Annotated in this window: 21 protein-coding genes and 1 tRNA gene; 2 read left to right on the forward strand and 20 right to left on the reverse strand. The window is 59.3% G+C overall.

The genetic code is table 11. The features are described from left to right. Positions 1-134: 134 nt before the first annotated feature. From hemW to DOLE_RS15555, 6 genes are read right to left on the reverse strand one after another with little or no spacing between them, the layout of a single operon-like run. Complete coding sequence (gene hemW, locus DOLE_RS15530) at positions 135-1,316, reverse strand: radical SAM family heme chaperone HemW (RefSeq protein WP_012176432.1); 1,182 nt, start codon at positions 1,314-1,316, stop codon at positions 135-137. After that, the gene (locus tag DOLE_RS15535; RefSeq protein WP_012176433.1) at positions 1,297-1,842 is read right to left on the reverse strand and encodes a 2-oxoacid:acceptor oxidoreductase family protein; all 546 of its coding nucleotides are present in this window, start codon (positions 1,840-1,842) and stop codon (positions 1,297-1,299) included. Before DOLE_RS15535 ends, hemW begins: the two co-directional genes overlap by 20 nt. After that, positions 1,839-2,648 carry a 2-oxoacid:ferredoxin oxidoreductase subunit beta gene (locus DOLE_RS15540; RefSeq protein ID WP_012176434.1) on the reverse strand — a complete coding sequence of 270 codons (810 nt, stop codon included), beginning with the start codon at positions 2,646-2,648 and terminating at the stop codon, positions 1,839-1,841. The genes DOLE_RS15535 and DOLE_RS15540 overlap by 4 nt, the downstream gene beginning before the upstream one ends. A 3-nt stretch (positions 2,649-2,651) precedes the next feature. Continuing rightward, positions 2,652-3,800 (reverse strand): 2-oxoacid:acceptor oxidoreductase subunit alpha, encoded by a 1,149-nt coding sequence (locus DOLE_RS15545; RefSeq protein ID WP_012176435.1) that lies wholly within the window; start codon positions 3,798-3,800, stop codon positions 2,652-2,654. After that, positions 3,793-4,014, reverse strand: coding sequence for a 4Fe-4S dicluster domain-containing protein (locus DOLE_RS15550; RefSeq protein WP_012176436.1), 222 nt, complete (start codon positions 4,012-4,014; stop codon positions 3,793-3,795). The genes DOLE_RS15545 and DOLE_RS15550 overlap by 8 nt, the downstream gene beginning before the upstream one ends. Next, a complete protein-coding gene (locus DOLE_RS15555; RefSeq protein ID WP_012176437.1) occupies positions 4,015-5,175 on the reverse strand; it encodes a radical SAM protein in 1,161 nt (386 codons plus the stop codon). A gap of 260 nt (positions 5,176-5,435) precedes the next feature. Here DOLE_RS15555 and DOLE_RS15560 point away from each other — a divergent pair, with 260 nt between their 5' ends. Both DOLE_RS15560 and DOLE_RS15565 read left to right on the forward strand, forming a co-directional pair. Next, the gene (locus DOLE_RS15560; protein ID WP_012176438.1) at positions 5,436-9,128 is read left to right on the forward strand and encodes a fibronectin type III domain-containing protein; all 3,693 of its coding nucleotides are present in this window, start codon (positions 5,436-5,438) and stop codon (positions 9,126-9,128) included. 16 nt (positions 9,129-9,144) lie between these two features. Beyond that, on the forward strand, positions 9,145-9,618 hold the full coding sequence (locus tag DOLE_RS15565; protein WP_012176439.1) for a tetratricopeptide repeat protein: 474 nt from the start codon (positions 9,145-9,147) through the stop codon (positions 9,616-9,618). 47 nt (positions 9,619-9,665) lie between these two features. Here DOLE_RS15565 and DOLE_RS15570 read toward each other — a convergent pair whose 3' ends face one another. From DOLE_RS15570 to DOLE_RS15635, 14 genes are all read right to left on the reverse strand, one after another. Beyond that, a complete protein-coding gene (locus DOLE_RS15570; protein ID WP_012176440.1) occupies positions 9,666-11,591 on the reverse strand; it encodes a protein kinase family protein in 1,926 nt (641 codons plus the stop codon). 141 nt (positions 11,592-11,732) lie between these two features. After that, positions 11,733-12,539 carry an MBL fold metallo-hydrolase gene (locus DOLE_RS15575; RefSeq protein WP_012176441.1) on the reverse strand — a complete coding sequence of 269 codons (807 nt, stop codon included), beginning with the start codon at positions 12,537-12,539 and terminating at the stop codon, positions 11,733-11,735. A gap of 56 nt (positions 12,540-12,595) precedes the next feature. Then, positions 12,596-13,069, reverse strand: a complete 474-nt coding sequence (gene dut / locus DOLE_RS15580; protein ID WP_012176442.1) for a dUTP diphosphatase — start codon at positions 13,067-13,069, stop codon at positions 12,596-12,598. A gap of 15 nt (positions 13,070-13,084) precedes the next feature. Then, complete coding sequence (pnp, locus tag DOLE_RS15585) at positions 13,085-15,250, reverse strand: polyribonucleotide nucleotidyltransferase (RefSeq protein ID WP_012176443.1); 2,166 nt, start codon at positions 15,248-15,250, stop codon at positions 13,085-13,087. 114 nt (positions 15,251-15,364) lie between these two features. After that, complete coding sequence (rpsO, locus tag DOLE_RS15590; RefSeq protein WP_012176444.1) at positions 15,365-15,634, reverse strand: 30S ribosomal protein S15; 270 nt, start codon at positions 15,632-15,634, stop codon at positions 15,365-15,367. 114 nt (positions 15,635-15,748) lie between these two features. Then, the gene (gene truB / locus DOLE_RS15595) at positions 15,749-16,660 is read right to left on the reverse strand and encodes a tRNA pseudouridine(55) synthase TruB (RefSeq protein ID WP_012176445.1); all 912 of its coding nucleotides are present in this window, start codon (positions 16,658-16,660) and stop codon (positions 15,749-15,751) included. Next, positions 16,657-17,634 (reverse strand): DHH family phosphoesterase, encoded by a 978-nt coding sequence (locus DOLE_RS15600; protein WP_012176446.1) that lies wholly within the window; start codon positions 17,632-17,634, stop codon positions 16,657-16,659. Before DOLE_RS15600 ends, truB begins: the two co-directional genes overlap by 4 nt. After that, on the reverse strand, positions 17,597-17,986 hold the full coding sequence (gene rbfA, locus DOLE_RS15605; protein WP_012176447.1) for a 30S ribosome-binding factor RbfA: 390 nt from the start codon (positions 17,984-17,986) through the stop codon (positions 17,597-17,599). Before rbfA ends, DOLE_RS15600 begins: the two co-directional genes overlap by 38 nt. Then, complete coding sequence (locus DOLE_RS15610; protein ID WP_232362716.1) at positions 17,983-18,285, reverse strand: DUF503 domain-containing protein; 303 nt, start codon at positions 18,283-18,285, stop codon at positions 17,983-17,985. Before DOLE_RS15610 ends, rbfA begins: the two co-directional genes overlap by 4 nt. A gap of 24 nt (positions 18,286-18,309) precedes the next feature. Continuing rightward, positions 18,310-20,964: a translation initiation factor IF-2 gene (infB, locus tag DOLE_RS15615; RefSeq protein WP_012176449.1), complete on the reverse strand. Its 2,655-nt coding sequence runs from the start codon at positions 20,962-20,964 to the stop codon at positions 18,310-18,312. Between the two features lie 27 nt (positions 20,965-20,991). Then, on the reverse strand, positions 20,992-22,419 hold the full coding sequence (gene nusA / locus DOLE_RS15620; RefSeq protein WP_012176450.1) for a transcription termination factor NusA: 1,428 nt from the start codon (positions 22,417-22,419) through the stop codon (positions 20,992-20,994). Next, positions 22,416-22,961: a ribosome maturation factor RimP gene (locus tag DOLE_RS15625; RefSeq protein WP_012176451.1), complete on the reverse strand. Its 546-nt coding sequence runs from the start codon at positions 22,959-22,961 to the stop codon at positions 22,416-22,418. The genes nusA and DOLE_RS15625 overlap by 4 nt, the downstream gene beginning before the upstream one ends. A gap of 147 nt (positions 22,962-23,108) precedes the next feature. Beyond that, a tRNA-Gly gene (locus DOLE_RS15630) sits at positions 23,109-23,184 on the reverse strand. A gap of 60 nt (positions 23,185-23,244) precedes the next feature. Further along, a complete protein-coding gene (locus tag DOLE_RS15635; protein WP_012176452.1) occupies positions 23,245-23,622 on the reverse strand; it encodes a MerR family transcriptional regulator in 378 nt (125 codons plus the stop codon). Between the last annotated feature and the right edge of the window lie 18 nt (positions 23,623-23,640).

Below are 23,640 nucleotides of genomic sequence, written 5' to 3' on the forward strand. Positions count from 1 at the left end.
TCTGTTCCTTTCCCCCGATCTTTTGCCGGGCAAAGCGTATTCACACCTCCATCCGCAAACAGGCCCGGCCGTTTGCGTACCCTCACTGCATCTTCGTCACTGATAGTACCATAACATAGGTGACGAGCGAATTGTCAAGGCAGGTCAATCCGGCCGACAAACCGGGCCGTCACGGTCTCGTGAAAGCGCATGCCACGGCGGGTGGGCATGCAGCGGCCACGAGAAAGCACCACCAGGCCCTGGTCCCGGCATTGGGCAAGCGGTTGCGCAAAACAGGCGCAAAAGTCGACACCGAACTCCGCTTCAAAAGCGGCCATCAAAATGCCGTCGGCTGTGCGAAGGCCCAGGTAGATCGCCTCCAGCATCTGCTGGGCCGGGGTCAGGGTTTCTGCCTCCTGCCGGGGCGGACGGCCCTGCTGAAGGGCCTTCTCATAGGCGTCAAGATCGCGGTGGTTCCACCAGCGATGCGTACCGGTATAAGAGTGGGCCGACGGGCCCAGGCCCACATAAGGCACCCGGCGCCAGTACTTGGTGTTGTGCCGGGCCATGGTGTCCGGGCTTGTGGCGAAATTGGAAATCTCGTAGTGAAGATACCCGCGGCCGGTCAGATAGCGGCTGACCGTGTCAAACAGGTCGGCGGCCTGCCGGTCCGGCAGCGGGTCAAATTCACGGTTTTCAAGTGCCCGGGCCAGGGGGGTACCCGGCTCACAGGTAAGCATATAACAGGAGATGTGGTCGGGGGAAAAGGAAAGCGTCCGGTCCAGGTCCTTTTCCAGGTCCCGTCGGGTCTGGCCGGGAATCGCATAAATGATGTCCGCGCCGATGTTGTCAAACCCGCACCGACGGGACGCTTCCAGGGCGTCTTCGGCCTGTCGGGCCGAATGAATCCGGCCCAGAAAGGCAAGCCTGGCATCATCGAAAGACTGGATGCCGATGTTGATCCGGTTGACGCCGGCCTGCCGGACTGCCGCAAGCCAGGCGGGGGTCGCCGAGTCGGGGTTGACCTCCATGGTGATCTCGGCATCGGTGGAAAGGCGAAAATTGTCCCGAACCGTGGAAAGCACAACATCAACCTGAGCGGCGGAAAGCAGCGAAGGGGTGCCGCCGCCGATGTAGACCGTGTCCACCATGCCGGGAACAAGGGGGCCTGACAGCTGAATTTCCCTTAACAGCGCCTTGACAAAAGAGAAAATCCGGTCCGGAGCGGCCAGGGAAAAAAAGTCGCAGTACCGGCACTTTTTTGCGCAAAAGGGAATGTGAAGATACAGGCCGGTATTATCGACACCGGGATAAGTGTCACATGGCGTAGGGTGCACCAAGTTCGTACCCCAGGGCAAAGGCCTGCTGGTTGAGTTCCAGGTAATCGGCCGGCACATGGGCGACCAGGGCCTTTTCCACCGACGCCTTTTTCACCACTCCGGTCAGGGCCGTGACGGCACCCACCATGCAGATGTTGAGCACGATAGGATTGCCAACGGTTTCGGTGGCGGCCTGGAACAGGGGCAGCTCGATCTGCCGGGCGTCTACACTTTTTGAGGTCTTTACGTGGCGGCTGTCCGTGACCAGCAGTCCGCCGGGCCGGATGGCCTCATAATACTTGTTATAGGCCGCCTGGGTCAGGCAGACCAGAACATTGGCGTTGTTGACCCGGGGAAAGTTGATGGGGTAGTCCGAGATGATCAGCTCGGCCCGGGCCGCGCCGCCCCTGGCCTCGGGCCCGTAAGACTGGGCCTGGACCGCGTTGAGCCCTTCGTAAATGGCCGCGGCCTCGCCGAGAATCACCGCCGCCGTAATCACGCCCTGGCCCCCGGAGCCGGAAAATATGAATCGGGTCCGCATCATGCCTTAGCCCTCTTTTCCGCCGCCTGAATGGTTTTTTCATATTCACCGCAATACTCGGGCAGCTCTTTTTCTACAAATATGCCCCGCCGGATCTTGCCGGATTCGGGCACGTCGTCCTTTGCGCCCAGCCGCACCGTGTTGTTTTTATATGTCTCCATCATGGCCACTGCGTCCCCGGCCTTATTCTTTCGACCGAAATAGGTGGGGCACTGGGAAAAGATCTCCACCACGGAAAACCCCTTGTGGGTAATGGCCTTTTCGATAAGGGAGGTCATCTCCTGAATGTGGTAGGTGGTGGTGCGGGCCACAAAAGTAGCGCCGGCGGCGGTGGAGAGCTCCACCACGTCAAAATCGTGGTCAATGGTGGTGTAGGGCGCGGTGGTGGCCTTTGTGCCGACACCGGACAGGGGCGAGTACTGGCCGCCGGTCATGCCGTAAATCCGGTTGTTCATCACAATGGCGGTCATGTCGATGTTCCGGCGGCAGGCATGAATAAAGTGGTTACCGCCGATGGCCAGGGCGTCTCCGTCGCCCATGGGCACGATCAGGGAAAGCCCCGGCCGGCTCATCTTGACGCCGGTGGCAAATGCCAGCGCACGGCCGTGAAGGGTGTGCAGTGAATGGACGTCCACATACCCGGTGATACGGGCCGAACACCCGATACCCGACACCATGACGATGTCGCTCTTGTCAAGCCCCAGGTTTTCGATGGCATGCAACAGGCCGTTCAGCACGACGCCGTGGCCGCAGCCGGGACACCAGATATGGGGAAAAAACCGTTTTCGCAGATAGTCCTGAATGGCCATGGATCAGACCCCCCTGCCCTGAATCACCCGCATCATGTTGCGAATGTCGGTGGGCGTGATAAAGACCCCGTCCACCCGGTTGACCAGGTAGACCCGCTCCGGCCGGTCCACCGCCTCGCGGACCTCTTTAATCAGCTGGCCCAGGTTCATCTCCACCACGGCGATGTACCGTGCCCGGGCGCACTTTTCCCGGACAACGGCGTGGGGAAAAGGCCACAGGGTCTGGAGTTCCAGCAGGCCGTAGCGCTCGCCCCGGCGCCGCCGGTTTTCAACCAGGTGAAGGGCCGAACGGGCCGACGAACCGTAGGAGACCAGCACCAGGTCGGCATCTTCCAGGTAGAACTCCTTGTACCGGGCCATCTCATGCACGTTGTTGTTGATCTTGTCGGCCAGGTGGCGCAAAAGGCCATGGACCACCCGGGGGGCGCCGGACGGGAACCCCCACATGTCGTGAAACAGGCCGGTGACGTTGTACCGGTGCATATCCCCGAAATCGGACATGGGCAGACGGCCGTCATCCCGGGGCAGGTAGGGGTGGTAGTCCACGCCCTGCTTGACCGCGGTTCTCAGCCGTTCGGTGACCTCAATGGCGCCGGGCGCCGGAATGGTCACCTTTTCCCGGGTATGGCCGATCACCTCGTCCATCAGCAGAATCACCGGGGTGCGGTAAGTTTCGGCGATGTTAAAGGCCGCCACCGTGACCTCAAACAGGTCCTGGTTGGTGGAAGCGGTCATGGCCACAATGGCGTGGTCCCCGTGGGTGCCCCACCGGGCCTGCATCACATCGCCCTGCATCACGTGGGTGGGCAGGCCCGTGGAGGGGCCGCCCCGTTGCACGTCGGCGATCACGCAGGGAATTTCCGCCATGACGGCATACCCCAGGGCCTCCTGCATCAGGGAAAATCCGGGTCCGCTGGTGGCGGTCATGGCCTTTCGGCCGGTAAGCGAGGCCCCGATGACGGCGCACAGGGAGGCGATTTCATCCTCCATCTGAATGAAGGTACCCCTGTTTTTCGGCAGCTCCCGGGCCATGAATTCGGCAATCTCGGTGGAGGGGGTGATGGGATACCCCGCGAAAAACGCAACGCCCGCGTAAAGCGCGGCCTGCCCGCACACCTCGTTGCCCTGGATAAATGCGGTTGTTTCACTCATGGTCTACCTTTTCCGTTATCACCTCAATGGCCAGATCCGGACACCGCAATTCGCAAAGCTTGCAGCAGATACATTTTTCCGGGTACCGGGCCACGGCCTTGTATTGATCGTCCAATACCAGGACCCCCCTGGGGCAGAAATGGACACAGATGCCGCACTCCTTGCACCAGTCGCGGTTGACACGGTGCTCCTTCAAACAGTTTTTTTTCGTCATTTAGATAAACCGGTTCATCGCTTCTTCGATGACCGACTCCACATTGTCCGGGGTGATATTGTTTTCCGCGCACAGGTTCCGCACCCGGGCCGCGCGCCGGTCGTCCTTCATCTCTTCCAGCGTGTTGAACACGGAAAGCCGGCGACCGATCTGGTAGACCACCCGGTCTTCCGGGGCCATATCCAGAAACGCCCGAATGGGCCGGGTCATGGCCTGCTTTTCTTCCGGCAACCGGCCTTCCACCTCGGCAAACAGGTTTAAGATATGATCGCTTTTAACCATGGAGGTAACGCCTTCGAGGGATTCGAGAAAAAGCAGCAGCTCTTTTGCCACCATCACGTCCGTGAGCTTTTTAAACCGGCCCGTCCTGTATTCCTCGTGAAGGGGGAGTCCCGGCGGCACGGCCAGGGTGCGCAGCCTGATAAAATCGGGGTTGATCCGGTTTAAGGCATCGGCCGATTCTGCGGCATGTTCCGTCGACAGGGCCACCCCGCCCAGGCCGGGCATCACGTATTCGGACAGCTCGAACCCGGCGGCCTTGACCTTTTGACCGGCTTCGACATGGTCGGCCTTGGTCACCCCTTTTTTAACCAGCTCCAGCACCTTGTCTGACCCGGATTCCAGGCCGATATGAATGCGGTTCAGGCCGGCCTGACGAATTTCGGCCAGCTTGTCCTCGGGAATCCGGCGCACCGTATGGGACCGGGCGTAGGAGGTGACCCGCTGAATCCAGGGGAACCGGCTGTGCAGGTGTTTCACAATGTCGATCAGGTCATCAGGCGGAAGAATCAGGCTGTTGGCATCCTGAAGAAAAACCGATTCCATGCCGCCGCTGGTCCAGTGCAGGGCCGCGTTAAAGGCCGCATATTCATCGCGGTCCACCCGGTCCGACAGGTCGGACAACCCCTGGCGATCCAGCCGGCCGGAGGCGTCCGCACCTTGCCGGAGCATGGACACATACTTGTGCACCATGTCGATGTCGGCCTTGACATGCTCCGCCGGCCGCAGGGAGAAACGGGACCCCTTGTAAACAGGGCAGAAGGTGCACCGGTTCCAGGGGCAGTTTCGCGTGATCCGGATCAGCAGGCTGGCCGCCTCGCTGGGCGGCCGAATGGGCCCCTGCTCAAATCCCTGGTATGGCTCAGTTTTCTTGTTTTTCATGACATCGCCGACCTCTTATGAATGATCCAACTATAACACAGTCCGGCGCAAATCCCAAACCGGCGCCGATGAGGCGCCGACAGCCGACAGCCATCAGGCTTTGTCCGTTTTTCCCGATTATCAGGCCGGTTTTCTTTCATTTGTTTATTTTGGTGAAAAAACCGGCCTCGCGTGCTAGAATAAATTATTTTTTTTAGTATGCCATCGCGCCGGCGGCACACACCCTTCGGCCCTGTTTCTGTCATAACAAGGAGTGTTCCATGCGTAAATGGATATGGTTTTTCGTTTCCGTTGTTCTTTTCCCCTGTATTGTGTCCGCGGTTCCCCAGGTCAATTACCTGGGCCAGCTGGAAGCGGACAAACCGGCAGCCCTTGCCGTGGACCGGGATGACACCCTCTACATGATCTGCAACACCGGTTCCTCTTCGGGCTTCATCCGCATCCTCAACCAGAAAACCGGAGAGGAGATCCAGGTCGGGGGCAAGGACAAAGAGTGGAAAGACATCCTTCGGCACCCCACCGGGCTTGCGCTCTACAAAGACCGGCTCTATGTCACCGATGCCGGGCTCGACAGAATCGCTGTTATTTCCAAAACCGGAGAGTTTATCGAAAGTTACGGCAGCAAAGGAAGTGGCCCCGGCACGTTCAACGACCCGGCCGATATCTTTGTACACAAGGGAGTGATCTATGTAGCGGACACCGATAACGACCGCATTCAGGCGCTGGGCGACAACGGGGTTTTCCTGCACGAGATCGGGCCGGCCGATGCCCCGGAAAACCGGATGAAAAAGCCGGTGCAAGTGGCGGTGGATGTGTCGGGCCGTATTCACGTTGTGACGACCGACGGTCAGATCCGGGTTTATCGGGCTGACGGCGCCTTTCTCCAGATCGCCCCTTTCCCGCCGGCCAGTGCCGTGGCCATGGGCCCGGACGGGGTGTTCGTGGCCGATGCCAGTGCCCTTGCCGTGAAAAAATACAACCTTGATTTTGCGCCGGTGCTCTCTTTCGGCACAAAAGGGGAAGGCCGCGCCCAGTTCCTGGAGCTCTCCGCCCTGGCCCTGGGCGGGGACGGAACGGTTTACGTGGCCGACGCCAAAACCGGCAGAGTCCAGATATTTCTGCCCGAAGCCGGGGGGTGCACCGCGCCGCTGGCCCTGGCGCCCCCGCCTACATCGGCCCGGTGGACACGGGCCATCGCTGTGGACCCGGACCGGACGCTCTCCTGTATCGTCGCCAGGGAAAACAATACCCTTTATGCCGTGGATGACAAAAAAGGGGTGATCTGCGTCTTCAAGGAAGGCGAGCCGGTCGCTGAAGTGGCGGTGGGCGACGGCGTGGCGCCCGAGTCGCTGGCCTTTGACGCAGCAGGCGACATGTATGTGCTGGCCCGCCAGCAGGTCATCAAGGTAGATCCCGACGGCAAGGTGAACTATACCTTTGGCGTTTCGGGGAGTACCAGCGTCTTCGGGGCCAAACCCGACGACCTGGTGATCACCCGGACCGGTGCCGTATGCGTCACCGACAGAAAAGAAAAAAAGATAAAAATCTACAACACCGACGGCATCTTTATTCGGGCCATTACCACCGCCGACGGCCAGACCCCGCTTCAGGAACCCATTGCCCTTGCCGCTGACGACACCGGGGCGCTTTGCGTGCTGGATGCCGGGCATAAGGCGGTGTTCCGTTTTTCCCCGGACGGCCTGTCCATAAACGGTTTTGCGGTGGGCGACGCCGCAGCGGTCCCCGTGGACCTTGCGGTTTCCAGAGACCATGTATATGTGCTGGATGGTAAGGCCGGCCATGTCCGGATGTTTTCCCCGGAGGGCCGCCAGCTGGCCCGTTTCGTGGCAACCGGCTCTGAACCGGGAAGCCTGGACCGGCCGGTTTCCATAGCGGCAAGGGGCGATGCCGGGTTTCTCGTCTCCGATCCGGGCAACCAGCGCATTCAGGCGTTTGCCGTTGTCTACACCCCGGACCCGCCGACCGGCGTAACAGCCCAGGGCGGCCCGAGAAGCGTTTCTCTTGAATGGGAAAAAACCGGCAGCCGCCTGGTGGAGGGCTACCGGATTTACCGGATGGAACAGACCGGAACCCCCGGCTTAAGCGCCGTTGCCACAACAGCGGACAACCATTATGTGGACACAACCCCCATTCCGGGAAAAGCGTATCTTTACATGGTCACCGCCATGGCGGTTCAGGGAAACGAAAGCGCCCTGTCATCCCCCTGTTTTGCCACCGCTGAAAAGCTGACCGCGCAACCGCCCACGGCCCTGGCCGCGCAACCCCAGGACTTCTCCGTGGACCTGGCATGGCAGCCCAGCCCCTCTGCCCACCTGGCCGAATATGTGATCTATCGCGACTCCGGGGAGATCGCCCGGACCACGGACACGAATTTTACAGACACGGATCTGGCGCCGGAAACCGCCTATGAATATGCCGTCTCCGCGGTCAGTGTCGACGGCGTCGTCAGCGATGCCGTCACCGCCGCCGTTACCACCCGGGTGACCACCCGGCCCCCGGTGGAGATCGACGTGATCAAGCTGTCCGACATCTTCTCCAATACCTATAAAACTTACGAAACCAACGGCATCGGCACAGTAAACATCCGCAACAACACCAAGGACCATATCTCCAGGCTCAATGTGCTGTTTACCATCAAGAACTTTATGGATTTCGCCTCTGAAACCGTGATCACCGACCTGGGGCCGGGCAAAAGCCAGGTGGTGCCCGTCAAGGCGGTGTTCAACGATAAAATCCTGGACGTGACCGAAGACACACCGGTGCAGACCGAGATCACCGCCGCCTATTATGTAAGCGGTGAGCTGAAAACCTTTTCCGCCAAGCAGAGCATCAATGTGTATGAAAAGCACAAGATGACCTGGGACGACGCAAAGCGGATCGGCGCCTTTGTCACCACAAAGGATCCGGTGGTCATGGAGTTTGCACGGGCCGTCACCACCCAGTACGAACACACGGCCGACCCCCTGATCAGCGGCTGCATTCTCTTTGACGCCATGGGTGCACTGGGCATCCGCTACACAAAAGACCCCTCCAACTCTTATCAGGAGACACGGGACAACACCCAGCTGATTGACTATCTCCAGTATCCCAGGGAAACCCTTCAGCGCAAGTCCGGCGACTGCGATGACCTGGTGATTCTCTATGCCGCGGCACTGGAAAGCGTGGGCATCAGGATCCGGTTTGTCGAAGTGCCCGACCACATCCTCATGATGTTTGAAATCAACGGCACCCGGCACCTGGGCACGGACACCATGAACGAACTGCTGGTGATCGAGGATGAACGGGTATGGGTACCGGTGGAGGTGACAAAGGTGGGCAAGCCCTTTGCCGATGCATGGGAAGCGGGCAGCCGGAACTACTATCGATGGAAGGGCCGGGACCTTTCCTCCCTGGACCTTGACACGGCATGGGCGGCATACAAGCCGGCCAACCTGCCGGTGTCCGCCTTCAGGGTGCAGCCGATATCCCGTGAGGCCATGGACAAGCGGTTTGACAATGAGTTTAATGTGATTCGCAAAACATGTGTAAAGATCCGGAACCGGGCACTGTTTGCCCGGCTGCAGGAGGCCCCGGACGACAACGCGGCCCGGCTGCAACTGGGCATCGCCTATGCCGGATACAGTGTTTATGATGAGGCCCGCTCCCTGTTTAACGCGATCCTGACGACCGAACCGGCCCACGCCGCGGCCCTCAACAACATGGGAAACATCTTTTTTCTGGAACAGGCTTACGAAAAAGCGGCGGACGCCTATACCAGGGCGGCGGCCGCGGACCCCGAAGACCCGCTGGTGCGGATCAATCTTGCCATGTCCCTGCTGAAAACCGGGCAGAAAGCAGCGGCCAAAAAAGCGTTTGACGAGGCCTGCGGCATGTCGCCCGATATCACCAAACAGTATCGCAGCCTGGGCCTTCAATTGATCGGCGCCAGGTAGAAAAGGAGACCATGTCATGAAACCATTGACCATCGTAGCGCTGGTGCTGGTACTTGCCCTGGCGGTGGGCCCGGCTTTTACAGAAGAAAAGAGCGGGTTCTGGGACACGCTGCTCAAAAAGATAAACCGGATCGCGTCCCACGGCCCTCAGGGGAAATCCTATACATCGGTGGTGGGCATACGGGGAGCGGAAACAGACGAGGAGACCGACAACCTCTACTGGAAAGGGCTGGAACAGCCGGCGCCGACTGAAGAGGATGCCGGCCTTGCCGAAGAAGCATCCCTGGCTGCCTTCCGGCAGGCGGTGGCCTATGCCGTTGAAGGAAACCCCGACCAGGCCCTTGAAGCCTTTCATTCCTTTATCGATGCCTATCCGGAAAGTGAGCTGTGTGGTGATGCAACTACGGCCATTGCAAAACTGGAAAGCGATATCGCCGTGGTACCGGCGGAGGAAATACCCACCGCGGCCCCTGCTCCCGCTGCTCCGTAACGAACGGCATATTCCGCAAGCACGCCGGGTTCATTCAGCCCGGCGGATCAGTCGCCAGCAGGGCCGGCGGGTGGGGAATCCATAAAATTCCGTACAATGGAAAACATGATCTCCAGCAGGGCGTAGACCGACAGGTTGGGGGTCTCCGCCCGAAACAGGGCGATGGTGCGGGCATTGCGCTGCATCGCCTGCTTGAGCCGGCCGATCTGCTCAAGGGCCGCAAAAGACAGAGGGTCACTCTCTTTTTTGTCCGCGATTTTCTCTAAAATGTCGGCCAGTTTTTCCGGTGAAAAAAGATAGAGCTGTTCCCGGTTCTGCTTATTCTTGAAAAAGGACTGGTTTCCGATCAGTTGCTTTATCCGGCGATCCGCCTCCCCGTTTTCGATGGCCAGCTCTTCGATAAACATCGTCCGCACCGGTTCAAAACAGGCCACCCGAAGGGCCGCCAGGCGATCCCGGTTTTTTCCCATGTTCTCCTCAAACTCGGCCACGGCACCGGGCCAGAACAGGCGGTTGGCACCGGCCATGACCTGCTCGATGGGCTGTTTTGCCTTGACGGCCTTCTGTATTTTTTTTGTCAGCGACACTACCTGCCGGGCCGTTCGGGGAAACAGGTAGCTTCCCACCACGGCGCCGTATATCATGGCGATCACGGCAAACCAGTCCTGAAGGTAAAAGGCCCTTTTCATATCCCTGTAAGCGGAAAGCAAGGCGCCGTTTTTAAAGAGGTGCAACGGGGTCGCGTAGAAGGGCGTGCCGCCCAGGGGGGGCTGGGCAATGGTCTCGCCGGCGCCGGGCGCAAAATCCACGGCGGTCTCAACGTCAATCAACCCGATACGATAAGTCTCCGGGGACGACAGGAAATTTGGGTACTTTTCCGGATCACCGGCCACCAGCAGATTGTCCGGCTTGATATCCCGAATGGCAACGTTTTTCCGTTTCAGCCAGGAGAGCAGCTCCAGAATGTTGGCCACCACGCCCTCCATCTGAAGCTTGCGTCTGGAAAAGGTGGTGGCGGAAAGAAAATTGCTGACCATGGTGATGTAGCCCTCCACGGTTTCCCGATGCGCATCCGCCACCTCTTTGAGAAGCGCGTTGAGCTGGGACGCAAAGGACTCGGTCAGGTCCCGGCCCTGGGGCTTTACCGGGTTTCCGGAAAGATAGGAAAAAAACCACTGCTGCAGCTTGTAAAGCAGCAGCGATGAAGCAGCCCCGGAACGGATCATCAGTTTTCGGACCCGGTTCTCATAATCCGCATACACCCGTTCCAGGGCCATGCCCACATGGATATTTTCCATGCCGTACCGGCCTTCAAACTTTTCAAGGTCATCCAGGATAGACGGGTCCCGCAGGATCTCAGCGGGCAGTTTTTCTTCGGCATCATGGAACAGGGCGATGGCGTCGGCCAGAAACACATACTTGGCAAGGTCCATGAAAAAGACAAACCCACCGTCGATCTTCAGAAATTCCGCAAGCTCGGGGGTCTCTTCCAGCAGAGCGATATAGGCATTTTCAAGCAGTTCGGCGCTGATCCGGCCCTCATCGGGAAACGGATGAATCTTGCTCAGGATGACCGATATGCCTGGAACGATGCACTCCCGGGGAGAAACGGTCCTGGCGATCTCCTGTTCTTTCTTGATGCTGGCGATATATTTATTAAAATCGGTGATGGGCACCGGCGGCACCTTGACCACCAGCTTACTGTCGTAGATGGCCAGATAACACTTGCTCTTGCTGCCCGACCCCTCGCCGATGGGCCCCAGGGTCATGCGACGGGAGCTTCGCATGTTGTCATGGTCCACATGAAGGTCGTAGGTGACCATCCGTGACCGGCCGGACACGGTCTGCAACGGCTCGACCTCAGAGGCCGCCCCCGGCCCCGCTCCGGTCTGGCGCTTGAACAGCAGCATAAAGTAGTTCAGCACCCTGTCGAGGTCGGTCACTTTTTTTTCGGTTTCCGGTGCATCCGTCATGGGACCTGCTTCCTTGCCAATTGCGTTTTTTCAGATTATCCAAAACCGGCGCCAAACTCAAGCGCTGTTTGATCGGATATCGCACAAGCCGCACGGGGAATGGTCGGTTTCAATTCGGATTTCAAGAGGACCGCAGACAGATCAGAGATGGAACATCTTTCCACACTGGTCCTGCAGGGCCACGGAAAGAGAGGCCCTGCTGTCCCTCAGGGCGGCGCCCACCGTGGCAAGGGCACGCTCCGGCGTGTTATTTTCGTGGCTCAGATGGGCCAGGACCACATGGGCCAGATCCTTGTGGTCCAGTTCGGCCAGCAGCCGCATGGAATCATCGTTGGAAAGGTGCCCGTTCCGGCTCTTGATGCGCTGCTTCACCGGCCATGGATAGGATCCGTTGAGCAGCATCTCCGCGTCATGGTTGGCCTCAAGGATCAGAGCGCCGCACCCCTTGAGATGTTCCCGGACCATGGTGGTGGCCACGCCCAGGTCGGTGGCCAGCCCGGCCTTGGCCCCGCCGGACTGAAAGGTAAACCCCGACGGATCCCGCGCGTCGTGGGAAAGGGAAAACGGATGAATGGTCAGGGTGTTGATGGAAAAGCTCTGGCCGCAGGCAAAATAGCGGCAATCATCAATGCCGCCCAGCTGGGCAAGGGCCGCCTTGTGAGTTGGGGCGGTAATATAAAGGGGGAGTTTGTGACGGCGGCAGAGAATCCCTGCCCCCCGCACATGGTCGGTATGTTCATGGGAAATAACAATGGCATCCAGGGACCGGGGATTCACACCGATGGTGGCCAGCCGTCTCTCGATTTCAACGCCTGAAAGCCCGGCGTCCACCAGAATGGCGGTGTCCGGGCCGGAGATAAAAACAGCGTTGCCGCGGCTGCCGCTGGCCAGAACACAGACAGCAAGATGCTTTTCCTGAGGCAGCAATAGTGATTTACAGCGTTCCAACCGATTTCCTTGTCAACCACGCACCGCGTACCACCGGATGACCGAACGGAATGCCGTCATACGCCGGTGTGACCGAAGCCGCCGGGGCCCCGGTCCGTGGGGGTCAGCTCGTCCACCGGCGCCAGCCGGGCCCGGCAGACCGGTTGAATCACCATCTGGGCGATGCGGTCTTTCCGGTGAATGGTAAAATCGGATGGCCCCAAGTTGATCACGGCCACCTGCACCTCACCCCGGTAGTCCGCGTCAATGGTGCCGGGCGAGTTGATCAGGCCGATGCCATGGCGGACGGCAAGGCCGCTTCTGGGACGAATCTGGGCCTCATATCCCGGCGGCAGTTCCACGGCAAAGCCGGTGGGCACAAGGGCGATTTGCCCCTTTCCCACCGTGAGGTCTTCTTCCAGGGCCGCCTGCAGGTCCATTCCCGCGGCATTTGGTGTCATGTAGCGGGGCAGGTCGATATCGGCGTCGGCCTCTGGCCGGACCCGGAGTATGTTGACCACCGGTGCCGGACTGTCCGTGGAAGGGTTCACCGCCGCCCGGGCCCCCTACCTGTTGTTTCGCCGGTCGGAGTTGCCGCCGGGCCGACGTGAACGGGGGGCGCTTTTCTCGTCCTCCTCGCCCTTTTCAGGGGCCGGCAGCAGGGCCTTTCGGCTCAAGCGGATCTTGCCTTCAGGGCTGACCTCCAGCACCTTGACCCTCACCTTGTCGCCCATCTTGACCACATCGGTAACGCTCTTGACATGGTGGTGTTCCAGCTCCGAAATATGACAGAGCCCGTCGGTACCGTTTTTGATCTGGATAAAAGCGCCAAAATCGGTAATCCGAACCACCTCGCCCTCGTATATCTCGCCGGGCTCGGGCACCCTTCCGATATCCTCCACCGCCTTGATGGCGATTCTGGCCTCTTCTTCCGTGGATGCGGCAATCTTGACGGTGCCTGAATCATCCACCTCGATGCGGGTGTTACTCATGGCCTGAAGCTCACGAATCACCTTGCCGCCCGGACCGATGATCTCCCGAATCTTGTCGGGATGAATCTTGACGATGTAAATCTTGGGCGCATACGGAGAGATATCGTCCCGGTAATGGGAGAGGGCCTCCAGCATCTTGCCCAGGATATGGATACGGCCATCCTTGGCCTGGTGCAGGGCCTTTTCCAGAATCTCCCGGGAAAGGGACTTGATCTTGATGTCCATCTGAAGCGCGGTAATGCCCTTTTCCGTGCCTGTAACCTTGAAGTCCATGTCGCCGAAATGATCTTCATCACCAAGGATATCGGAAAGCACGGCCACCTTGTCGCCGTCAGCCACCAGGCCCATGGCGATACCGGACACCGGGGCCTTGATCGGCACGCCGCCATCCATCAGAGCCAGGATGCAGGAGCAAACGGTTCCCATGGAAGAGGAACCGTTGGATTCGAGCACTTCGGAAACCAGCCGGATGGTGTAATCAAAGGTCTCCTTGTCGGGCAGCACATAGGAGATGCCCCGGTGGGCCAGGTTGCCGTGGCCGATGTCCCGGCGGCTGGGGCCCATAACCCGTTTGACCTCGCCCACGCAGAAGGGCGGAAAATTGTAATGCAGCATGAAGGGCCGGGTCTCGTCCCCGAACAGGGTCTCCACCCGCTGTTCATCATGGCCCGACCCCAGAGTCATCACGCCGAGCACCTGGGTCTCGCCCCGGGTGAACAGGGCGCTGCCGTGGGTTCTGGGCAGCACACCCACCTCACAGCTGATGGGCCGGACCTCGTCAAAGGCTCGGCCGTCAATGCGCCGGCCCTGGTTGAGCACGATGTCCCGGCACACCTTCTTGACCAGGTCCGAAAAAAGGCCCTTGATCTCCCTTTTCCGGTCGGCAAAGGCCTCGCCAAGGCCCTGGAACAGGTTTTCCCTCACCTTGGACAGCGCGCTTTTCCGGGCGTCCTTTTCAGGCTCCGTCACTGCCTGGGCAACGGCGTCGCCCACCAGCTCCGCAATTCGGGTCTCCAGCTCAGTGTCTTTTTCCGGCGGCACGATGACCCGCTTGGGCTTTCCGCAGGCGTTTCGCATCTGGTCCTGAATATCGATCAGCGGCAAAAGGGCGTTGTGGCCGAAAAAGATGGCTTCCAGCATCTCGGCCTCGCTCACCACGTTGCTGCCGCCTTCCACCATGACCACGCCGGAGCGCGATCCCGCCACCACAATATTGATATCGCAGTCGTCCAGCTCGGTGTTGGTGGGGTTGGCCACCAGGGTGCCGTTCAGGCGGCCCACGCGGACCGCGGCCAGGGGACCGTCAAAGGGAAGATCCGAAATGGTCAGGGCCGCGGACGCGCCCACAATGGAAAGCACGTCCGGATCGTTTTCCCGGTCCATGGACAGCACCGTGGTGATGACCTGGGTTTCAAAGGTGTATCCGGCGGGAAACAGAGGCCGTATGGGTCGGTCGGTCAGGCGGCAGGTCAGTGTCTCTTTTTCACTGGGCCGCCCTATCTCCCGGCGAAAGTAGTTGCCCGGAATTCGGCCGGCGGAGTATATTTTCTCCTGATACTCCACGGAAAGCGGCAGAAAATCCGCGTCTTCCTTGGGCTCAGTAGCCGCCGCCACCGTCACCAGGACGATGGTTTCCCCGTACTGGACAAGGGCGGCGCCGGCGGCCTGTTTGGCCAGCCGGCCGGTCTTAATAGTAAACGGCTTGCCGTTTACGGTTGCTTCAAATACGTGTTCTGTCATGGTTTCTCCTAAAAAAAGGCGGCTTTCTGCGTTGTTCCATACAGCAAGCCGCCACGGACCGACCTACCCTGTATACCGAATTTAACAAAAGCCTTGTGTGATGAGGGTGGTGTGTTATCTTCTCAACCCCAGTGTGCTGATGATGTCCCTGTAGCGGTTCACATCCTTGTTCTTGACATAATTAAGCAGTTTTCTGCGCTTTCCCACCAGGATCAGCAGCCCTCTTCGCGAGTGGTGGTCCTTTTTGTGAACCTTCACGTGCTCGGTGAGATATGTAATGCGGTGGGTCAACAGCGCGATCTGCACCTCGGGCGACCCCGTGTCGGCGTCGTGTACCTTGAATTTGCTGATCAGTTCTTTTTTTACTTCCGTTGTGTAGGCCATGGCCAAAAACCTCCTTGCTCCGTTTCCCGAAATCAAAAATTAAAATGTATTACAATCCTTTTTGCCTTAAAAGTCAATCTCTATATCATACTCGTGCGGCCCGGATAAAGGTTTTTATCCGGCCAGCACACACCGATACCGGTAGGTTTCTTCATGACGCTGGACCACGGCCAGCAACCGGCCGTCGGCGTCTGTAACCTGAAAATACCCTTCGGCATCGGCGGCCGGAAAACCGGCAAAATCCGCTGCCGTCAGCTGCCCTCCGGCGGCGATCCTGCCTGCCAGCGACGGCGGGGCCGTAAATCGGGGCATACCGGACAATGCCTCGCTCATGGGGACCAGCAGGTCCGTTGCTTTCCCGGCTTTGCACAGGTCCGCCAGGTGCTCCAGGTCCACGGCCCGGGCCAGATCAAAACCGCCGGCCCGCGTTCTTTCAAGGGCGTAAAGATGCCCGCCGCAACCCAGGGCCCGGCCCATGTCCGCGCACAGGGTTCGTATGTAGGTACCCGATGAGCAGGTCACCTCAAACCGGACCATGGGCCAACATATCTCCTGCACCGTCAACGACGAAATCACCACCGGCCGAGCCGGTTTTTCAACATAAACCCCCTGCCGGGCCAGCCGGTACAGAGGAACGCCCTGGTGCTTGACCGCCGAAAACGCCGGGGGCCGCTGTTCACCTTCACCCTCAAAGGAGGTCATCACGCGCCGGATCGCATCATCTGAAACGGTTTGCAGGGAGGTGTCGCAGACGGCCGTGACCGTTCCGGTGCGGTCCTGGGTATCGGTTTCCACGCCCAGGCACATGACCGCCGCATAGGTCTTGTCACTGGCCAGAAAAAACTCAGCCAGCCGCGTGGCCCGGTTGATCAGGCAGACCAGCACCCCGGTGGCAAAGGGGTCCAGGGTGCCGGCATGGCCGACCTTGCGCGCGCCGGTGTGGCGTTTCACAAGGGCCACCACCTTCGCGGAGGTGATGCCGGCCGGCTTGTTGACCACGATGATCCCGTCCGGCTGCTCCGTCATAGGCTGTCCGCCAGCCTCAGAATCGTCTCCTTCACGCCGGACAGCGTGGTCGTGATATTAAATCCGGCGGCCTTGCTGTGACCGCCCCCGCCAAACCCCACGGCGATTCTGGCCGCGTCCAAGCTGCCGTCGGAACGAAGGCTCACGTGAAAGTGGGACACCCCGTCGGGCAGGTCTTCAGCGTGATTCTCCTCTTCAAGAACCAAGGCCGCGATGCGCACGTTCTCGATGTGCTTGGCATAGTTGACCACCCGGCCCACGTTTTCCGTCTTCATTCCACTTTGTTTGATCATCTCCTGGGTCACCAGCAGCATGGAGACCGCGCCGTTTTCCGACAGCACAAAGGTGTTGAGCACCATCTGCATGAGGCGGATGCGCTCGGCGGAATAGGTGATGTAGACATTTTTCGAAACCGTCTGGGGATCGGCACCCGCCTTGACCAGTTCGCCACAGATGGCAAAGGTGGAGGCCCCGGTGTTGCCCATGCTGAAGGAGGCCGTATCCGTTACAATCCCGGTATACAGGCCATAGGCTACCTCCCGGGTAATCTCAACCTCCATGGTCTTCAGCAGATTGTAGACGATCTCGGCGGTGGCGCAGGCCTCGCAGTCCACCAGTTGAATGCCGCCGAACCGGTCGTTGCTGCAATGGTGATCGATATTGATCAGCAGCGGCACTGTGCCGATGGTCTCAGCCAGGCGGCCGATGCGGTCTATCTTGCTGCAATCCAGAATAACAGCCGCTTCGTACCGGCCCAGATCGTCAATATGACGGACCAGGCAGTCGCTTAACGGCAGAAACCGGTAGGCCGCGGGCACAGGGTCCTCGTTATACAGGGTAACGTTCTTTCCCATGTTCAACAGAGCCGCGCCCAGCGCGGTCAGGGCGCCGATGGCGTCACCGTCCGGATGCACATGGGAGGCGATCAATACCGTGTCAATCGTCTTCAGGTGGTCTCCCACTGTCTGGTACATCGTCTTTTTCCGTCTGCAATTCCCGCAAAACCGTATCAATAGACTGGCCGTAGGCAAACGATTCGTCGTAACGAAACCGAATGTCGGGCATATATTTCATCTTCAGCATACCGGCCAGGGACCGCTTGATAAATCCCTCGGCGCTTTTGAAACCCGCCGCCGCCGCGGCCCGGCCGGCTGTGTCACCTGGAATGACGTAATACACATAGGCCACCCCCAGATCCCGGGATACCTTGACCCCGGTGATGGTAGCCATGTCCAGCCGTGGATCGCCCAGCCCTTTTCGCAGGATTTCAGACACGCCCCGCTGAATGCTGCTGCCAATGCGGTCGGCTCTTGGAAAGCTCTTCATATGGTAAAAATTTCCATCTGGGTATCAATCACCCGGCCCTGCCCCATCTGATCGGCCGCGTTGAACATCTGGTCCATCCGGGCATTGACCACCGACACATCGTTACCCACCAGGGCAATACCGATATGGGCGCTTCGGTGAAGATCGTTGAGCCCCACCTCGGCCACCGACGCGTTAAACGCGTTGCGCAGCCGGGCGATCATCGCCTTGACCACGGCCCGCTTCTCCTTCAGCGACCGGCACCCGTCGATATGCAGCACAATAAGACCCAGCCCCGCGACCATGGACCCCTGTTCCATTGTTCTTTCCATTCGGAACGCGGATCACAACTCAGGCTTGATCTCCCGGAGGAAGTAGCACTCGATCACGTCACCGGGCTTGATGTCGTTGTAATTTTCAATACCGATGCCGCATTCATACCCGCTGGCCACTTCCTTGGCATCATCCTTGTGACGCCGCAGGGAACCGATTACGCCGTTATAGGCAATCACGCCGTCCCTCAGCAGCCGGGCCGGCCGGCCCCGCTCGATTTTTCCGTCCAGCACGTAGGACCCGGCAATGGTGCCCTTCTTCGGAATGACGAACAGCTCCCGCACCTCGGCCCGGCCCAGCACCTCTTCCTCGAAGGTGGAAGACATCATGCCGGTGAGGGCCTTCTTGATGTCGTCGATCAGGTCATAAATAATATCATAGGACCGGATATCCACGTTCTCTTCGGCGGCCAGTGCCCGCACCTTGGGGCTCGGCCGCACGTTGAAGCCGAGAACAATCGCGTTGGACGCCGACGCCAGGGTCACATCGGACTCGATAATCGTGCCCGGCGCCGAGTGGACCACGTGAATCTTCACCTCTCCGGAGGAGAACTTCTGCAGCGAATCGGCAATGGCTTCACAGGAGCCGTTCACATCGGCCTTTATGATGATATTGAGGACCTTCTCCTCTTTTTCCTGCATCTTTTCAAAAAAGTTTTCCAGGCTGATGCTGTCTTTTCTGGCCAGATCCTCGGTCCGCTGCTTCTGCTGCCGGTTTTCACTGACCGTCTTGGCGCTCTTCTCATCACCCACGGCAAACAGGTCGTCACCGGAAGTGGCCACTCCGCCCAGGCCGATGAGCTCCACCGGCGTGGCCGGCCCGGCCTGGTCGAGGGGCGCGCCCTTGTCGTCAAACATGGCGCGGATCTTTCCGTAATGAATGCCACAGACTACGGTTTCGCCCACGGAGAGGGTCCCTTCGTGGATCAGCACGGTGGCCACCGGCCCCCGGCCCGGATCCAGCTTGGCTTCGATGACAACGCCCCTGGCCTTCTTGTCGGGATTGGCCTTCAGCTCCAGCATTTCCGCCTGAAGCAGCACCATGTCCAATAGATCGGAAATACCGAGCTTCTGTTTGGCCGACACATTGACAAACATGGTATCGCCGCCCCAGTCTTCGGGAACCAGGCCGTGATCGGAGGCCTCCCGCTTGACCCGGTCGGGATCGGCGCCTTCCTTGTCGATCTTGTTGACCGCCACCACGATGGGCACGCCGGCGGCCCTGGAATGGTTGATGGCTTCTATGGTCTGGGGCATGATGCCGTCATCCGCCGCCACCACCAGGATAACAATATCGGTGGCCCGGGCCCCCCGGGCCCGCATGGCGGTAAAGGCCTCATGACCCGGAGTGTCGAGAAACACCACTTCGCCGTTGGCCGTATTCACCTTGTAGGCACCAATGTGCTGGGTAATGCCGCCGGCTTCTCCTTCCGTGATGCGGGACTGACGGATCACGTCCAGCAGGGATGTCTTGCCGTGATCGACGTGGCCCATGATGGTGACCACCGGCGCGCGCTTCTTCAGGTTTCCCTGATCCTCTTCCACGTTCAACTCAAGCAGCTCCTCTTCCGTGGCGGACGCCTTTTCCACCTCGTACTCAAACTCCGCCGCCACCAGCGCGGCCGAGTCAAAATCCACCTGCTGGTTCAATGTGGCCATCACGCCCATCCCCATCAATCGGGCAATGACCTCGCTGGCTTTGACGCCCATGCGTTTGGCCAGTTCGGCCACGCTGATCGATTCGTTGATGCGCACCTTCCGCTTGATCGCCTTGGGGGTTGTGATCTGGGTTTTTGCGCCGCCCGGCACCTTGGCGCCGCCTTTGCCTTTTTTGCGCATGCGGCCCCGGGTCCGGTCGTAGAGGGCCACCCCTTCAACAATCTCCTTGCGCTTGAAAACCCCCTTCTTCTTGACCGGTACCGCTTCCTCGGTCTCCACACTCTCTGTTTTTCCCCGCTTCTTGCGATCCTTGCGGGAGGGTTTTTTGTCTTTTTCTCCGGCCGGAGTCGCCGCGGCCGGCGCCGCGGGACTGTCGGCCGGGGCCGTATCATCGACCACTTCCAGCACGCCCTTGTTGGAAAGTCGCTGGGGCGCATCCGGAAACTTGATAATTTTCGCGGCCTGGTGCTTTTTCGCTTTTGCCTTTTTCCGGGACGGTGAGCTCTCCTCCTCCGCCGGGGCCGCTTCGGCCGGGTCGACGGCTTCATCCGTCGGCGGCACCTGGTCAGCCGCCTCCTCCACGGGGGCCTCTTCGGAAACCGATATCTCGGCTTCTTCCGGGGTCTCGGGGGCCGTTGGCGTCTCTGCTTTCGCGGAAACATCCGCATCTGCGGCCTCTTCCGGTACCGCTTCCTCGGCTGTTGGCGCCGTCACTTCTTCGGCTTCAGGGGCCTGGGCGGCCGGTGCTTCCGCTTCCGGCTCGGCCTCGCTTTTTACCGGCTGCCGTCTCTTGCGAATGACGTTGGACCGCACCCGTTTCTGCTCGACCTTTTCCGGCTTCTCAACCTCCGTGCGGAAGACGCCTTGTCGCACCTTTTCAACAATATCGTCCTCCAGAGAGCTCAGGTGACTCTTTGCCTCAATACCCATCTCTTTCAGCCTGTCCAAAAGATCCGGGTTAGTCATATTGAGCGATCTGGCAAGTTCAAATATTCTGATTTTTGCCATCCAGCCTCCTTCTAAGCGTTTCCGCCGTTATACCGGCTCATGGCCGTCATCCGCCGGGGTCTCTCCGGCTGGCGCAATGTCGTTATCCGGCGCCTCTTTATTCGGCGCTTCTTCATCTGGCGCCGGAGATGCTTCTTCTGCCGCCTGCACCCTGGCTGCCTGTTCTTTGGCTGCCTGCTCTTTGGCTGCTTTCTCCCTGATTGCCTGCTCCCTGGCTGCCTGCTCCGCAACCTTGACCGCGTCACGGATCAACGCCTTTGCCGAGGCTTCATCAATGCCTTCCAGTTCAATCAGGTCATCAACCGCGGCACCGGAAATATCATCCGCCGAGAAAAACCCGACTTCACACAGCGCATTTGCCAGGGACCCATCCACACCGGGTATCTGAAGAAGCGTGTCATACCCCCGTTCCATGGCCTGGGTGTATATGGACTCGCTCTGTACATCAAGGTGCCAGCCGGTCAGCTTGGAGGCAAGCCGCACATTCTGCCCTCTTCGGCCGATGGCAAGAGAGTGGGACTCGTCGGGCACGATGATCTCCATGGCCGCATTGTCCTCGTCGATGATCACACGGGCTATCTCTGCCGGAGAAAGCGCGTTGCAGACGAACTTGGCCGGGTCCGGGTTCCAGGGAACGATATCGATCTTTTCCCCTTTGAGCTCCTTGACCACGTTCTGAATCCGGTTGCCCCGGACCCCCACGCAGGCACCCACCGGGTCGATATCCATGTCGTTGGAAACCACAGCGATCTTGGTCCGCCCGCCGGCCTCCCGGGCAATGGCCTTGATGGTAATGATACCTTCGCTGATTTCCGGCACTTCCGTCTTGAAGAGATTGACCACAAAATCCGGATGGGCCCGGGACAGGATAATCTGGGGGCCGGCGGTCTCCTCAAGCACTTTCATCACATTGGCCCGCACCCTGTCCCCCCGGCGGTAGCCTTCGCCGGGAATCTGTTCCCGGGAGTTAAGAATCGCCTCGGCCTCGCCGATATTGACAATCACGTTACCGCGCTCCATGCGGGAGACGATACCGTTGATGATCTCACCCTCTTTTTCCACGAAATTCTTGTAGACCGCGCTTCGCTCCGCCTCCCGCATCTTCTGAATAATAACCTGCTTGGCCGACTGGGCCGCGATACGGCCAAAGGACTGCGTGTCCATCTTCACACCGAGGCTGTCTCCCAGTTCACACTCCGGATCCAGGGCCCTGCCCTCCACAAACGTGATCTGCAGATCCGGGTCCTGGACGGTTTCAACCACCTCCTTGAACTGGAATATCTCAATTTCGCCGGTATCCTCATCATACATGGTTTCGATATCGATAGCCGCGCCATACCGCTTCCGAGCCGCAGACTTGATGGCCTCTTCAAGGGCCTTCACAAGAGTGTCCCTGTCAATGCCCTTGTCCCGGCTGACCTGTTCTACAACACGTTTCACGTCCTGTATGATCATTGGCTGACTCCGTCTTCGTTCACAAGTTTTGCCCTGGTAATCTCCCCATAGGGAATGACAAACGTCTTGTCGTCCACCATGAGCCTGACGTTGCCGTCGGAAACGCCAAGCAGAATACCCGTAAAATTTTTCCGGTCCGACACCGGCGCCGCCGTCCGGATTTTTACCCGGCTGCCGGCAAACCGCTCAAAGTCGATCTCTTTTGCCAAAGGCCGCTCCAGCCCGGCGGAAGAGACCTCCAGCGTATAGTTATCAAGCTCCGGCAGGTACACATCCAGAAGCCCGTTGACCTGCCGGCTGATTCCGGCGCAATCCTCCAGCGTGACACCCCTGTCGGGAACCCCGCTTGCCAGGTAGAGCCGCAGCACCCGGCCCTGGCTCTCTTTATTAAATTCAACAAACACCAGCTCCATGCCCTCTGCCGAACAGACCGGCTCCACCAGCTTCCACATCTGGGCGACCACCGGGTTGCCGCCGCCCATGAGGCGAGGCGTTGCCGGCTGAATGGCGCCTGCGTCGGAACCGCTGTTCTGCACACACATCACGGTGCTCTTCTTCCTTCTTAGTCAAATAAAAAACGGGCGTTTGCCCGTTTCCACCCAACCCAGATAACTGATTTCCTGCTTTCGGCCGGTGCCGGTCGTCCTGACGACCGTGAAACGACCAGTGGCGGTCTTTGCAACATCGCCTGGAGCGGGCAACGAGACTCGAACTCGCGACACCAAGCTTGGGAAGCTTGTACTCTACCAACTGAGCTATGCCCGCTCTGAGTAAAGAGGTGTATGATAAAAAAAATTAAATGTCAAGACAAAATAATAATCTGGTTTAACTCAGAATATCTCGAATGGCCAGGAGCTGGTCAACGACCTCCTGAAACAGGCGGGGCGCGTGATCCGCTTTGGCGCCGGCACCGAGATAGCGCCGAGCACCTTTGATGGTAAACTTTTGATTATAAAGAAGATGTTTTATGCTGAGAACCCGCTCGATATCGGACCGGCTGTAAAGCCGCTGGCCCGCCTCGGTCCTGCCCGGGCGGATCTGGGGGAACTCGGACTCCCAGAACCGCAGCACATGGGCCGCCACCCCGGTGATCCGGCATACCTCGCCGATTCTGAAATAGAGCTTATCGGGAATTTCCACCCTGTCGGCGGGTTCGGGAAAAAGCAACGGCCCGGTGGGTTTCGTTTCGTCCTGTGTCGACATGACCGCCCCGCTGTTTGT

It is taken from the genome of Desulfosudis oleivorans Hxd3, from assembly GCF_000018405.1.
Classification (GTDB): Bacteria; Desulfobacterota; Desulfobacteria; order Desulfobacterales; family Desulfosudaceae; genus Desulfosudis; species Desulfosudis oleivorans.

Excerpts from the sequence above, each read along its gene's own strand:
- DOLE_RS15635 (WP_012176452.1), bottom strand. The coding sequence starts at position 23,622 with ATGTCGACACAGGACGAAACGAAACCCACCGGGCCGTTGCTTTTTCCC.
- DOLE_RS15610 (WP_232362716.1), bottom strand. The coding sequence starts at position 18,285 with ATGGAACAGGGGTCCATGGTCGCGGGGCTGGGTCTTATTGTGCTGCAT.
- DOLE_RS15600 (WP_012176446.1), bottom strand. The coding sequence starts at position 17,634 with ATGTACCAGACAGTGGGAGACCACCTGAAGACGATTGACACGGTATTG.
- rpsO (WP_012176444.1), bottom strand. The coding sequence starts at position 15,634 with ATGGCCTACACAACGGAAGTAAAAAAAGAACTGATCAGCAAATTCAAG.
- DOLE_RS15540 (WP_012176434.1), bottom strand. The coding sequence starts at position 2,648 with ATGGCCATTCAGGACTATCTGCGAAAACGGTTTTTTCCCCATATCTGG.
- DOLE_RS15550 (WP_012176436.1), bottom strand. The coding sequence starts at position 4,014 with ATGACGAAAAAAAACTGTTTGAAGGAGCACCGTGTCAACCGCGACTGG.
- pnp (WP_012176443.1), bottom strand. The coding sequence starts at position 15,250 with ATGACAGAACACGTATTTGAAGCAACCGTAAACGGCAAGCCGTTTACT.
- rbfA (WP_012176447.1), bottom strand. The coding sequence starts at position 17,986 with ATGAAGAGCTTTCCAAGAGCCGACCGCATTGGCAGCAGCATTCAGCGG.
- DOLE_RS15560 (WP_012176438.1), top strand. The coding sequence starts at position 5,436 with ATGCGTAAATGGATATGGTTTTTCGTTTCCGTTGTTCTTTTCCCCTGT.
- DOLE_RS15545 (WP_012176435.1), bottom strand. The coding sequence starts at position 3,800 with ATGAGTGAAACAACCGCATTTATCCAGGGCAACGAGGTGTGCGGGCAG.
- truB (WP_012176445.1), bottom strand. The coding sequence starts at position 16,660 with ATGACGGAGCAGCCGGACGGGATCATCGTGGTCAACAAGCCGGCCGGC.
- DOLE_RS15555 (WP_012176437.1), bottom strand. The coding sequence starts at position 5,175 with ATGAAAAACAAGAAAACTGAGCCATACCAGGGATTTGAGCAGGGGCCC.
- DOLE_RS15535 (WP_012176433.1), bottom strand. The coding sequence starts at position 1,842 with ATGATGCGGACCCGATTCATATTTTCCGGCTCCGGGGGCCAGGGCGTG.
- DOLE_RS15625 (WP_012176451.1), bottom strand. The coding sequence starts at position 22,961 with ATGTGTGTGCAGAACAGCGGTTCCGACGCAGGCGCCATTCAGCCGGCA.
- DOLE_RS15570 (WP_012176440.1), bottom strand. The coding sequence starts at position 11,591 with ATGACGGATGCACCGGAAACCGAAAAAAAAGTGACCGACCTCGACAGG.
- DOLE_RS15565 (WP_012176439.1), top strand. The coding sequence starts at position 9,145 with ATGAAACCATTGACCATCGTAGCGCTGGTGCTGGTACTTGCCCTGGCG.
- infB (WP_012176449.1), bottom strand. The coding sequence starts at position 20,964 with ATGGCAAAAATCAGAATATTTGAACTTGCCAGATCGCTCAATATGACT.
- nusA (WP_012176450.1), bottom strand. The coding sequence starts at position 22,419 with ATGATCATACAGGACGTGAAACGTGTTGTAGAACAGGTCAGCCGGGAC.